We start from the raw sequence: 13,608 nt of genomic DNA, 5'->3' as shown, positions 1-13,608 counted from the left end.
AAGTGTAACTGACGAAAGGACATGATGTTTTTGATTTCTGTGAAAGCCCCAGGTAAACTCTATATTGCTGGCGAATATGCCGTTGTGGAAACAGGTTTCCCCGCAATTATTGTCGCCCTGGATCAATTTGTCACGGTCAGCATTCAAACGGCTGACCAAATCGGCAGTATTGTGTCCGCACAGTATCAAGAAAATTCGATTTACTGGCGGCGTGAAGACGGGGAAATGGTGTTTGATAACCGTGATAATCCCTTCCACTACATTTTGTCCGCCATTAAAGTGACTGAAGATTACGCAAAAATTTTGAAACAGCCTTTAGGCATCTACCACCTCACCGTTGAAAGTGATCTGGACAGTTCTGACGGTCGCAAATACGGGTTAGGCTCTTCCGCCGCTGTGACGGTTGCGACCATTAAAGCCCTCTGTAAGTTTTATCACTTACCCGTTGATCACAATCGGTTATTTAAATTAGCAGCGATTGCACACTTTGATGTTCAGGGTAACGGCTCATTGGGTGATATTGCGGCCAGTGTGTATGGCGGCTGGATCGCCTACCACTCCTTTGACCGCGAGTGGTTAAAATTGGTGCGGAAAACGTACTCGTTTGCCGACCTCTTAGACCAAAAATGGCCGGGCCTTGAGGTTGAATTATTGACCCCACCAGAAAACTTAAAACTGCTTGTCGGTTGGACCGGATCACCTGCCTCGACCTCGCATCTCGTTGACCGAGTTGCCCTGAATAAGGCCAAACAGCACGCAGATTACCAAGCCTTTTTAACGAATAGTCAGGCTTGTTTGAACCGCATGGTCGATGGATTTAGACACCAGGATCTTGCAGCAATTCAACGAGAATTGACCATGAACCGCCGTATTTTAAACGAACTGGATAGTTTTACGCACGTCCATATTGAAACGCCGTTGTTAAAGACACTCTGTGACCTTGCTGAAGCCCACGGCGGCGCTGCGAAAACGTCCGGTGCCGGTGGTGGTGACTGCGGAATCGCACTGATCGATAAGGCCAAAGATATCGATGCCTTGATTGCTGATTGGCAAGCGCATCACGTCACACCATTAGCGTTTAACGTCCACACTGTAGAGGAATAGCGAATGACTTCCAAACAATCACATCGTAAAGATGAACACGTGTCGCTTGCAGAAAAGTTTTATCAGCAACCCGATGACCAGGGGTTTAAACAAGTGCGCCTGATTCATGAGAGCTTGCCTGAACTGGCACTAACTGATATCAACACCCAGGTTAAACTGGCGCCTTTCAATTGCCATTTCCTGTCATGATCGAAGCAATGACGGGCGGCAGTGAGCGTACTGGTCGGCTAAATGACCTGTTAAGTCAGCTTGCTAAGGCGGTTAACCTGCCCATGGCAGTCGGGTCGCAAAGTGTTGCCATTCGTGAACCGGAACTCGCTGCAACCTTCAGTGTTGCGCGTCTCAATGATCCGGTTGGCATTCTTTTTGCCAACATGGGCGCTAATCATAGCCTAAAAGCCGCCAAGACGGCGATTGACATGATTCAAGCAAACGCCCTTCAACTCCACATTAATGCCGCACAAGAGACGGTCATGCCAGAGGGCGACCAAGATTTTCGCTGGCTCAAAAACATTCAACAGCTTGTGGCAGACCTCAATGTGCCGGTTATTGTTAAGGAAGTTGGATTTGGCATGACTGCTAAAACGGTCCAGCAACTTATGAGCGTTGGCGTGCAGGCAGTCGATATTAGCGGCCGTGGCGGGACTGATTTTGCGAAAATTGAAAACTTTCGTCGTGGTGATAAGGATATGGCCTACCTCGCTGACTGGGGACTCACTACCGTTGAATCCCTTTTGGAAATGCGACGATTGAAAACGAAGCCGGTGATCATTGCAAGCGGCGGTATCAAGACGCCTTTAGATGCCATTAAAGCGCTTGTTTTAGGCGCCGACTGTGTGGCGATGGCAGGCGAAGTGCTGCACCATCTGATTCAAACTGACTTAGATGCCACAATCGTTTGGTTCCAAGAATGGTTACAACAGTTCAAACAACTGATGTTGCTGGTTGGTGCAAAAAATGTTGGTGCTTTGACACAAGTGCCGGTGGTTTTTGACCAACCGCTTGTGGACTATATGCAGCAGCGTGGCATTGAGATTTGAATTTTAAATTGTTATATACAAAAAGCCAATGCTGCGGGCATTGGCTTTTTTGGTTTCTAATGTTTTCTGATTAGGTAGTTGGATGGAAGTAAATCATTTTTGACAAAAATCTAAATTTACCAATTCTGATCGAGTAGAGTGCGTTATCGCCCTTCTCTGTTATATTGCCGAAACGCGTTCCAGAAGGCAAGAGGCGGCCATGTAATCAACTCTGGCAAAAATGCCAAAATCAGGCATTTCTGCCAGAGTTGCTTACATTCTGCCCCTTAACCGCCTTCCTCCACGCTCTACACCTTGAACCTCAACCCCTTCGGAAAGAAATTCTTCACAGTATTACCAACAACCTTCGCAAACACGATCGGCTGATCTTCACAGACCAGTCTTACCCACCCCTTTTTGATTGGGAGGTCATCACGCTTGAAGATATCGCCGTGAACGACCAGCTGCCATTCCTCTGGTGTAATTTCTAGTTTCTGCTTAATTTCTTCCGGTTTCAAGGCTAATCCAAGCGCGTAGCTGGGTTCTATCCTGCCCTTCTTCAATGTCCCTAAGTGCAAGCCAGGACGCACGACACGCAATTTTTCGAGGCGTGGCATATGGTCTGGCATGTAGTACAGCTGTTCACCAAACGTTAAGAGCCGCTTACTCTCATATTGAAATGCTGGTGACAAAGTTTCAGCAACAAATTGCTTAAAAAGCAAACTTTCTTCTTTACTCGTATGCGACGTTTCAGTTCTGACTTTTTGTTCTGCAACAAGTGGCGCATTCAGGCGTAATTTCGCTACAAAGTGTCCTTCGCCCTTCATCAAATGCGGAAACAGGCGTGCAGTTCCCGCTAAGTCAGGGTTCCCGTCAGCCCAATTTGGCCGACCATCAACAATGCCGGCTGGTTTATCGATCGGCACAATCTCAAATTGCGGGTACGTTTCCAGCAGCCACGCAATAATCTGTTCGTCTTCCTCCGGCGCAAACGTGCAGGTGGAATACACAAGTTCACCGCCAGGCTTGATCGTTTTAACCGCTTCAGCTAAAATCATGCGTTGGCGTTCTGCGCAAGCCTTCGGGTAGTCCAGCGACCAGTATGATATGGCTTCGGGATCCTTTCGAAACATCCCTTCACCAGAACAGGCACATCAACCACTATCTTGTCAAAGTAGGCCGGAAAATGTTTGGCAATCACTTCAGGCGTTTCATTCAAAACCAGCGTGTTCGTTAACCCAAACCGCTCAACATTTTCAGATAATACTTTTGCGCGTTTTGGCATAATCTCGTTGCTGACGAGTAAGCAGTATTGTTTAAAAAGCTGCCCAAATGCGTTGTTTTCCCACCAGGGGCAGCCGACAGGTCTAACACACGGTCGCCTTCAACGGGATGGGCTGTTTCGCCAACGAACATGGCACTTGGTTCCTGACTATACACAGCACCCGATTGATGCGCAACCGTATGACCGGTTACTTTGCCGTAGTAGCCCCATTTTGTATATGGCACTGGTTGTGATAGGTCCACGTTTTTGGCAAGGATGCCCGCAATGTTGATTCGAAACCCACTATACTCAGGTTGGTCAAAGCTCGCCAAAAATGCTGGGGCTTCGTCACCTAAAAGCTGGGTATATTTTTTAATGAAATCTTCTGGTAAATTCACGGTATGACTCCAATCTCTATTTAATCATTCTGGAAAAGTATACGACATTTCTAGCCTGAACGCCACTGAAGGTGCCGTCAGATGACCTCTAGACCATTCTATGGTATAGTGAGCAGGATAAACTCAAAAGAACTGGATGTGTTGATTTGAAACGAAAGTTAATTGCGCTTGACCTTGATGGGACAACGTTAAACAACGATGCTGCCCTCTCACCGACAACGATCAAAACGATTCAACAGGTTGCTGCCGCGGGCCACATCGTCAGTATTGTGACCGGTCGACCGAACCGGATCTCGCAGCAATTTTATGATCAGCTGGGTCTAAAAACACCGATGATCAATTTCAACGGCTCGCTGGGTCATTTGCCTCACAAACATTGGGATAAGGAGTACCAGTACACTTTTAATCGCGAAATTGTATTTGATCTCATGCAGCATCAGCGTGAATTTGACGTTGAAGCCATGGCTGCTGAAGGCAAAACACTATTTTTAGCAAACCAAACTAAGTCGCTGGTATATGGCTTTTTCCCGTCTGCACTCACCAAGCAGCAGGTGCTCACCCGCCAATCATTACAACAAAATCCAACTAGCCTCACCATTGCTTTAAAACGCGACGCTCAGCCTCGATTTATTGCGTACGTGCACGAGCACTATGGCGATCAGGTCGATGTAAATTCTTGGGGCGGTCCAAACAGCGTCATTGAAATGGGCGCCAAGGGCATTCAAAAAGCTGTTGGTGTAGAGTTTCTTGCGCACCTCTATGATATTAAGCGTGAGGACGTTATTGCTTTTGGTGATGAACAGAATGACAACGATATGATCGAATACGCAGGTACTGGTGTTGCCATGAAAAACGCAACCGCGCATTTAAAAGCGATTGCGAATGATGAAACAGCATACACGAACGAGGAGGACGGCTTAGCCGACTATTTGCAAAAGGCCTTTCATCTTGAAAAGACGGTTACAGCGTAAGGCGACATTAAAAACAAGGCCAGTCAGAAATGGATACTTTCTGACTGGCCTTGTTTTTGTATTATACAGCAAACGTCAGAACAGGATGTAGATGAGTCATTTCATTCGGTTTGATTGCTGTGTTAACCAGCTTATTGATTTAACGGCGTCCACCATTCCAAATGGTTTTTGTACCATACAACTGTCTGTTTAATTGCATCTGAGAACGTTACTGTGGGTCGCCATCCTAATTGTTGATTAATTTTATCAGTTGCAATAGCGTACCGCAGATCATGTCCGGGCCGGTCGTTGACATACTGAATCAAGCCTTTATCTGCATGTGTAAGTTGACAGATTTCTGACACGATCTCATTATTCGTCAGTTCCTCGTGAGCCGCAATGTTATAAATATCACCAGAATGCCCCGAACGCAACACAAGGTCGAGTGCTCGGCAATTGTCTAATACAAAAAGCCAGTCTCTGATGTTTTCCCCCGTCCCGTAAATTGGCAGTGGGTGTTTTAAAAGCGCTTGACTAATCATTTTAGGAATCAATTTTTCAACGTTTTGATACGGGCCATAGTTATTTGCCGATCGGTGATGACCGCATTGACATCGTAGGTGCGACAATACGCGTGAACCATTAGATCAGCAGCTGCCTTTGAAGCAGCATAGGGACTGCTTGGTGCTAACGGTGCCGATTCAGAGACGGGACATTGCGCAAGTGGTATATCGCCATAGACCTCATCAGTTGAAACTTGCAGCAGCCGGAGTGCTGGTCGTTTTTGTAAGATCTGCAGTAAACTCATGACCCCCTGCACATTACTGTGATAAAACACCGACGCGTCTTCGATACTACGGTCAACGTGTGATTCCGCTGCAAAATTGATGATGTGCGTAATCCCGTACTGGTCAATTAATTTTCTTAAGTCGTCTGTTTGGGTAATGTCTAGCTTGATAAACGTATAGCGTGAATCGTCCTGAATATCAGCCAGCGATGCCAAATTGGCGGCGTAGGTCAACTTATCAACGTTTAAGAGTGTAATGTCGTCATATTTTTTTAAAACGTAGTGAATAAAATTGCTGCCAATAAATCCGGCACCACCAGTGACTAAAAGCCGCAAATGATCATCTCCTTATGTCTTTTCTTCTGACTCAAACAAAAACCGGCATTCGCGTGAACGCCGGTTATCGCTAGATCTGAGTAAAACTGTTACAGTGTTTCATTAGGTTTAAAAAGCTGCGTCGCCTTTACGGCTGCTTGCCAGCCTTGATAGCATTGGTGGCGAGCATCCTCATCCATTTGCGGATCAAAGGTACTGCCGATCTGATGCATGTTTTTAATTTCGTCCATACTATCCCAGAACCCTACAGCCAGCCCTGCTAAGTAAGCAGCGCCTAACGCGGTCGTTTCAGCAATTGCTGCGCGTTGAATGTGGGTATTTAAAATATCTGCTTGGAACTGCATTAAGAAATCATTATTAGCGGCCCCACCGTCAACGCTGAGCGTCTTAATATCGATTCCGGTATTAGCACTCATGGTATCGACAACATCGCGTGTCTGGTACGCAATGGCTTCCAGTGTGGCGCGGATAAATTGTTCACGGGTCGTCCCGCGGGTAAGGCCAAAGACTGCACCACGTACTTCTTGATCCCAGTACGGTGCACCAAGCCCTGTGAAGGCCGGAACGACATACACATCGCCGGTTGTTTTTGCGTCAACGGCCATCTTCTCGGACTCTGAGGCATGCTCAAACAACCGCATCCCATCACGCAGCCATTGAACAGCTGAACCCGCAACGAAAATACTTCCTTCGAGCGCATATGTGATCTCACCATTGACGCCGTACGCAATCGTGGTTAACAAGCCTTTATCTGACAAGGTTGGTTCGGTCCCAGTGTTCATCACAATGAACGCCCCAGTCCCGTAAGTGTTTTTAACCGATCCTTTATCGTAAGCAGTTTGCCCAAATAAGGCCGCCTGCTGGTCCCCAGCAATGCCGGCAATGGGTACCTGAAGACCGAAGAAGGTGTATCCGGCTGTATAGCCATAGATTTCTGATGACGAGTGGACTTCCGGCAGCAAGCTTGCAGGAATGTTCAATAAATCAAGAATCTCTTCATCCCATTTAAGATCGTGAATGTTAAAAAGCATTGTCCGGCTGGCATTCGTATAGTCAGTGGCATGGATTCGACCACCGCTAAGTTTCCAAAGGATCCACGTGTCAATTGTCCCAAACAGTAACTCGCCCTTTTCCGCGCGTTCACGGACACCGGGAACGTTATCTAGGATCCACATGATTTTAGTTGCGGAAAAGTAAGAATCGATAACCAGACCGGTTTTTTGGTGAATCAGGTCCGCGTAGCCCTTTTCCTTAAGGGCATCAGCAATATCACTGGTTTGCTTCGATTGCCAAACTACTGCGTGATAGACTGGTTCGCCAGTTTGTTTATCCCAAACAATCGTGGTTTCCCGTTGGTTAGTGATTCCAATGCCGCGAACTTTATAAGGTTGGACTTTAGCGTTGATGACAGCGTCAGAGACAACAGACTGAACTGCGCTCCAAATTTCGGTTGCGTCATGTTCAACCCAGCCCGGCTTTGGAAAATACTGGTGAAATTCACGCTGCGCCTGCCCCACAATTTTCCCATCACGATTAAACAGAATCGCCCTAGTACTCGTGGTTCCTTCGTCGATTGCCATTATGTACTGTTCGTCATTCATGTTAGCCGTCTCCATTCATTCAATCATTTATAATCTGCGTTTTGAAACTGTATCTTTCCCTAGTATACCTAATAAAAGCGGTTACGCCAATTAAAAAACGTTAAAATAAAAACAAGAGTGTGGAAGAAGGCGCTTAAGGGGCAGCCATGTAACGGACTCTGATGGAAATGCCCGAACTTGGCATTTCCATCAGAGTCCGTTACATGGCCGCCCCTTGCCTTCTGGAACACGTTTCGGCAATATAGGTGAGTACCACTATCCTGGCAGAAATGCCCGAACTTGGTATTTCCGTCAGAGCCCGTTACATGGCCTCCCGTTGCCTGGAACACGTTTCGACTGAGAGGCCCAGAAGGAATCAGGTAAAAATTCTGTAAATTAAGAGACGTTATTTAGGAGAGAAGCCCACTTATACAAAGAGTAACCCACTGTTTCTCAATATAATAATACATAAAAATAAGGTAAAGAGACTTAGTTCCCGCTCTCCTGTCCTCGAGCCGAAACGTGCGCCACAAACCAGATAGCTACCACAGAAGGCACTAATTAATAAAATCCAAACCCGGGATTTCATTGATTAGTGCCCTTCTGTTCCGCTATCTAAACGGTTTGTTCTGCACTCTACTACTTTTCATCACTCTTCAAAACGCCACCAACACTATACCGGTTGGTTGCCATTTCGCTTAAGATGACGTGGACGTGTTCTGCTGGTGCACCAGTGTTCTTTGAAACGGCGTCAGTAACGTCCTTAACAAGGTTTTTAAGTTGTTCTTGTGAACGACCTGCGATGAGGTCAATGTGTACAATTGGCATTTTTTAAAACGCTCCTTCTTAGTTAATTGCTCAAAATTATACTCGGTTTTTCATTAAATTTCAATGAGTGGATTGATTTCGTACTTTTAGTTGTTCTGTCTCATCGTAGAAGTTCCCTTCAATGTCAATTGTATTGACCAAGTTGACGAAGGACTGCGGATCAACTGACTTAACAACGTGTTCTAATTCGTACAGTTCATAACGCGAAATGACAACCATCAGGACTGACCCTGGGCGCCGTTTGTAGGACCCTTCACCTGGCATGATCGTGATACCGCGAATCAGCGTGTCGTGCAAGCCATCAATGACCTCATTTGTCTTGGTCGTCACGATAAAGGCAGTGAGCTTTTGGTGCCGAGTATGAATGGCGTCCACAACCCGTGACATTGCGTAAATCGAGATGATCGTATACAGAGCGTTTTCCCAGCCAAATTTGGTTCCTGCAATCAGCACGATGACAGAATTCGTGACCATCATTAAGGTGCCGATCGTTTTCCCCGTTGTTTTTTCCAGCACCACAGCCACGATGTCCATTCCACCGGTGGAAAAGCCATACTTCAAAGGATAGGCAACACCAATTCCAGTTAAGATACCACCGAACAGTGCACTCAGTAACGGGTTGTGCCCCGCAACACTTTGAATGGGCATGACAATTGCTAAAAATGACGTCAGAAACGAGGTTAAAAAGCTATAGATCGTAAACCCGCGGCCAATTTTTGCCCACCCTAAAATGCCAATCGGAATGTTAAACAGCAGGATCAGCCACCCAGTATTGACGGTCAGGCGAAACACATTTTTGAGTAACAGAGATAAAATTTGTGACACCCCATTGATCCCGGCACTGAAAATGTTCCCTGGAATCAAAAAGGCGTTCAGCGCAAAGGCACTGATGAGGATGAGCCCACCATCAACGCTACTTTAAGCGCAAGATCTTTCTGGTCAATTTTTAATTGCATCTGCAGGTCCACCCTTCTTTTTTAACGAATAACATAAGGTACTATTTATACCATAAATCCCGCCACTGTACTACCGTTTTGCCGGTTAAATTTGCATGAGCAGGTTCACGGCGTGTTAATGTTTATTTGCCAAGGTTAATGATAGAATACAGGTATCAATACGAGTTTATTGGAGGGATTATTGTGCAATCTGAACCATTCTCAGCATGTACCAGTATCTTGATCGGTAAAAACGCGACAGTTGACGGCTCTGTAATCATTGGCCGAAACGAAGATTCACGTCCGGCGTGGCCAAAGAACTTTGTGGTCCATCCGGCTGTGACGCACGACGACTCACAAGTATTCACTTCCCAGGATAACGCCTTTTCAATGCCGCTGCCAACGCAGGCAGCCAAGTATACGGCAACGCCTGAGTGGACCACTAAATATGGATTGTTTGAAGAAGACGGCATTAACGAATATGGCGTTGCGATGAGTGCGACTGAAAGTACTTACGCAAACGCGCGCGTTTTAGCAGCTGATCCGCTTGTCAAAGACGGCATTGGTGAAGAGGCCATGATTACGGTCACACTCCCCTATATCAAATCAGCACGCGAAGGTGTGAAACGTCTCGGCACGATTGTCGCGACCTATGGTACTGATTAATCAAACGGCATTCTGTTTGCTGACCAAAATGAAGCGTGGTATTTCGAGACCGGCTCCGGCCACTACTGGGTCGCCCAGCGAATTCCAGATGATAGTTACGCCGTGATTGCCAACCAAATGGCCATTCAAGAAATTGATTTCGCTGATCCTGACAACTTCATGTGGCACCCTGGCATCCAGAAATTCGTTTCAAATTATGCGCTAAATCCTGTTCGTCAGGGGTTCAACTTCCGGAAAATTTTTGGCACCGCAAACCAGATGGATACCTACTATAACCTACCACGGGTCTGGTATGGACAAAAAATGTTCAACCCTGAAATCAGTCAGGCTGTCAACAGCTATGACCTACCATTCTTGCGGCAAGCAACCAATCTTTTATCAGTCGATGATGCTAAGACTTTCTTAAGTTCCCACTACCAAGCACCGCCTACGATCCTATCGGCAGCGGCAGCCCAGAAGACCGTAAACGATTCCGACCCGTTAGCCTTGCAACGACTCAGGAATCCCATGTTCTGCAATTGAGACAATTCGCGCAACCAGAATTAGCAGGCATCCATTGGCTGGCTATGGGCGTCGCAGCGCAAAGCGTCTACGTGCCCTTCTATGCGGGCATCCTATCTACGCCAGCCGCCTATCAAACAAGTGATAAGGTCTCTTATCAACCAGATTCTGCCTATTGGGTCTATAAACAGGCTGGTGTTATGGTCGATAGCCACTACCACGAATTTGGCGGCCTATTATCTGACGTGCAAAAGGACTTAAACCAGCAGTTTGGCCAAGCGGTTATTGAAGCTGATCACGTTGGTCAAGACTTAGATGGTGTTGAATTAGCTGCATACCTCACCAAAGTCAGCACCGCGCAAGCCGAATTAGGCTTAAACGCTATCGTGACTTAACAGCTGATTTGATCACGAAGGCCACTGGTCTGTCACCACTTAGGTACAAACAAGATCTAAACTTATAAGCGTCAAAAAGCGCCGAGCACATTGTAACATGTGTTCGGCGCTTTAATTTGCGTAGGTGCTTGGTTTGATTTTTAATTAATAGGTTAAAGTAACTTTTTATTCCAAACTAAGTTTCTCAAAATAAAATAGTGCCGCACCCCATTTTCGTGGGCTAAGCAGCACTATTTTGTAAACTCGAAGCTAATGCCGTTTTCTCTGGTTATCAGGTCGGCGTTTTCGTAAAATCACTAACACTGTTTCAGCAAGGAAGATGCCAATAAAGATCACCCCGCCAATGCGGGTTAGCCACTTCCCAACAGCGAGCCCTGGTGTTTCATACGTTAGCTTGATGCGGTGCGTGCCACCCTTTACACTAGCGCCCACAAACCCTGTATTGACCTTCTGGGTTGGCGTTGCCTTCCCATCCACTGTCAGATGCCAGCCTGTTGAATACGGAATCGACGTGGTCAAAATGGCATTTTGTTTCGTGGTTGAAACCCCACTGACCGTGTTATTTGTCACTTTCAGCTTCTTTAAGCCCTGGTTCTGCAAGCGATGAATCTTGGTCTCATATGACCGATTAAACGGCACAGCGACCAATTTCACGCTCTTGAAGCTAATACTATCCTCACCTGAGAAGCAAATGTTGATCAATCGGCGGGCAACCTTTCTTGAAGAATAGCCAAGGTTGATCGTGGCGCTGCCCTTCTGTTCATAATCAGACATGTTGTTGTAGCCCAGCTGAATCAGATTATTACTGCTGGTCGATGTGTTCATGCTCATCAGGTAACCGCCAAACGACGGGTGATTCAAAACGTACCGCCAGTGCGTGACTTTCAAGGCCGGTGTCGTTGGTTCATCCAACAAGGTTAACCGGTTTGACAACTGCGTCAGTTTCGATTGGGTCGTTGTTTGATTGATCTTGATACCCTTAATTTGCAGATACAGCTCAGAGTTTCGATAGCGTTGCGGATTTTTAATTTCCAGCTGATAAGCCTGATGGTTGCCGGCAACATCACTGGTCACCTTCTTCAGGCCGTTAGCATTCTCAGCGTTATTTTTAGTGACCATGGCAGCATTTTCAGTCAGCAGTTTGTTGACCCGTTTGGAAACGTGACCGAGTTTGGCGGACTTTGCGAAATACTTGACCAATTGCGCATCAGAATACTTATTAACATCTAGGTGATCTACCCGTAAATCGTTATTCTTAGTCAAACGATACCGAATGAGTTGCGCCAAGGTCGTGATTGGTTCACTTAGCGACTTCACCGTGTAACTCATAGGTTTCGAGGCTGACGTCGCCTTGGTCGTTTTAACACCGGCAACTTGATGATCGACCTTGGCCCCAGTCAGCAGCGCCTGTTCCTTGTCGTTACCAGATAGTTTATTGTATGAGCTGCTGTTCAGCTGACGCGTTTGCATGTAGGCCAGCGGCAGTGCATTCTGGTTCTTCAACAAGACGGTGCTGGAGTGATTTTCCAGCTTATAGACAGTTCGGTTAGAAAACTTCACCATCTTGCCCTGTTTATTGCGCACAAGTTTAAACCCATACGGGAACGATCGTCTCAGAGCCACGTCATCACGCCGTGCAAAAACGTACTTTACACCCAGAAGATTGAGCATCGTTGTGCGGTTGTTGGCGTCACTTGTCGGGTCATTCATTGTTTGTTGGTTATTATCCAATTGTTTATTAAAATTGTTGACTGCCCCGTTTTGGACGGAGAAATACGATTCAATCGTATGTGTCCCCAACAGCATCGGGATGTTGTTTCCGGCCGTGTCCAGGATGTCATAGTTACTCATCATGGACGTTCGGTAGAAGGACTTATCATATTTTTTAAGGAACTTATCTGCGCCATCAAAGAAATTCTTCGCCCAGCTGGTTGCACTCCCCGTTGGAATTTCATTATAAGCAACCGACGCGTTGAAGTTCGTACTATAAAAACTGGTGCCAATTGCGATCGCATTTAAACCGACCAACGCCAGCAGCATCGTTTTAAACGGCAATCCGTTCATCGACCGCATATAGCCATAGGAAAGGATCACCATGAAAATGAAGAGACACCCATAACTTAGATAGTGGCTCGGCCGCAGCAGGAAAGTAAAGCCGTTTCCAACGAACAGTAGGATCAAAAAACCGGTTGCAGCAATGATAAACCATTTGAAATCCTTAGTGGTCAGCGACTCCAAACTGTCCGTAAAACTGGCAACCGCTAACGCTAATGGTAAACTTGCCAGTAACAGCCAGCGGTTAGATGGCGTGCTCATCACATTCATAAAGGCGGCAAAGGCTGGAACTAAGACGCCTAACGCAATTAGAATCAAGGTCACATTAAGTGCAATGTGGTCTTTAAAGTGCCTAAACGTCCACACGACGGCAACAAATGAAAGCGCCCCAGTCCCAATGACGTCCCAGTAATACATGGTCCCAGTGGTATTAAATAGCGCGTTGGGCAGGTTGAGATAGTAGACCAGTGGATATAAACTCAACCCGTTCGCAAAGGTCGCGCTGCCCGTCCGAGACGATGACATCATCGCCAGTAACGTCGGCAACAGGATCACGCTCGCCACAGCTAACGCTAAGGCAACGGTTGCCGCAAAATATCCAAGTGATTTGGGAAATGACCGGACAAGTTCGCCACGTCGTTTTAAATCGGCATAGCGGGCTATCGCAAAGACCAGTGCGCCTAATCCCAACAAGTACGAGAAATAAATATTGCAGATCAAAACGAGTGCTGTAAAGCCAGTCAGCCAAAGAAATGACTTCCCCCTGATAGATTTTATCAACACCCAAACA

The 13,608-nt window shown here is 46.5% G+C and carries 6 protein-coding genes and 4 pseudogenes; 4 read left to right on the top strand and 6 right to left on the bottom strand.

Annotated elements, in window-relative coordinates; translation table 11 throughout:
- The first annotated feature begins 30 nt into the window (after nucleotides 1-30).
- Together JCM11969_RS00970 and fni are read left to right on the top strand one after the other, a co-directional pair.
- On the top strand, nucleotides 31-1,104 hold the full coding sequence (locus JCM11969_RS00970) for a phosphomevalonate kinase (protein ID WP_054707332.1): 1,074 nt from the start codon (nucleotides 31-33) through the stop codon (nucleotides 1,102-1,104).
- 3 nt (nucleotides 1,105-1,107) lie between these two features.
- Nucleotides 1,108-2,144 (top strand): annotated as a pseudogene (gene fni / locus JCM11969_RS00965) (type 2 isopentenyl-diphosphate Delta-isomerase).
- Nucleotides 2,145-2,431: 287 nt separating this feature from the next.
- Here the strand turns inward: fni and JCM11969_RS00960 are convergent.
- Nucleotides 2,432-3,785: pseudogene (locus tag JCM11969_RS00960) on the bottom strand (RsmF rRNA methyltransferase first C-terminal domain-containing protein).
- Between the two features lie 146 nt (nucleotides 3,786-3,931).
- Here JCM11969_RS00960 and JCM11969_RS00955 point away from each other — a divergent pair.
- Nucleotides 3,932-4,756 carry a Cof-type HAD-IIB family hydrolase gene (locus tag JCM11969_RS00955; RefSeq protein WP_054707124.1) on the top strand — a complete coding sequence of 275 codons (825 nt, stop codon included), beginning with the start codon at nucleotides 3,932-3,934 and terminating at the stop codon, nucleotides 4,754-4,756.
- A 131-nt stretch (nucleotides 4,757-4,887) separates the two neighbouring features.
- On the opposite strand, the pseudogene rfbB reads toward JCM11969_RS00955, so the two are convergent.
- From rfbB to JCM11969_RS00935, 4 genes and pseudogenes are all read right to left on the bottom strand, one after another.
- Nucleotides 4,888-5,858 (bottom strand): annotated as a pseudogene (gene rfbB, locus JCM11969_RS00950) (dTDP-glucose 4,6-dehydratase).
- An 89-nt stretch (nucleotides 5,859-5,947) separates the two neighbouring features.
- Nucleotides 5,948-7,459, bottom strand: coding sequence for a glycerol kinase GlpK (gene glpK, locus JCM11969_RS00945; protein WP_054707121.1), 1,512 nt, complete (start codon nucleotides 7,457-7,459; stop codon nucleotides 5,948-5,950).
- Between the two features lie 618 nt (nucleotides 7,460-8,077).
- A complete protein-coding gene (gene thmT / locus JCM11969_RS00940; protein ID WP_054707118.1) occupies nucleotides 8,078-8,266 on the bottom strand; it encodes a 2-hydroxymuconate tautomerase in 189 nt (62 codons plus the stop codon).
- Nucleotides 8,267-8,326: 60 nt separating this feature from the next.
- Nucleotides 8,327-9,157, bottom strand: coding sequence for a YitT family protein (locus tag JCM11969_RS00935; RefSeq protein ID WP_225353078.1), 831 nt, complete (start codon nucleotides 9,155-9,157; stop codon nucleotides 8,327-8,329).
- Nucleotides 9,158-9,360: 203 nt separating this feature from the next.
- On the opposite strand from JCM11969_RS00935, the pseudogene JCM11969_RS00930 reads away from it, so the two are divergent.
- Nucleotides 9,361-10,831, top strand: a pseudogene (locus JCM11969_RS00930) (C69 family dipeptidase).
- Nucleotides 10,832-11,012: 181 nt separating this feature from the next.
- On the opposite strand, the gene JCM11969_RS00925 reads toward JCM11969_RS00930, so the two are convergent.
- A complete protein-coding gene (locus tag JCM11969_RS00925; protein ID WP_263849974.1) occupies nucleotides 11,013-13,601 on the bottom strand; it encodes a YfhO family protein in 2,589 nt (862 codons plus the stop codon).
- Nucleotides 13,602-13,608: the final 7 nt, after the last annotated feature.

The sequence above is a fragment of the Secundilactobacillus paracollinoides DSM 15502 = JCM 11969 genome (assembly GCF_001311135.1).
Taxonomy (GTDB): Bacteria; Bacillota; Bacilli; order Lactobacillales; family Lactobacillaceae; genus Secundilactobacillus; species Secundilactobacillus paracollinoides.
This window is presented reverse-complemented; position numbering and strand designations above follow the sequence as displayed.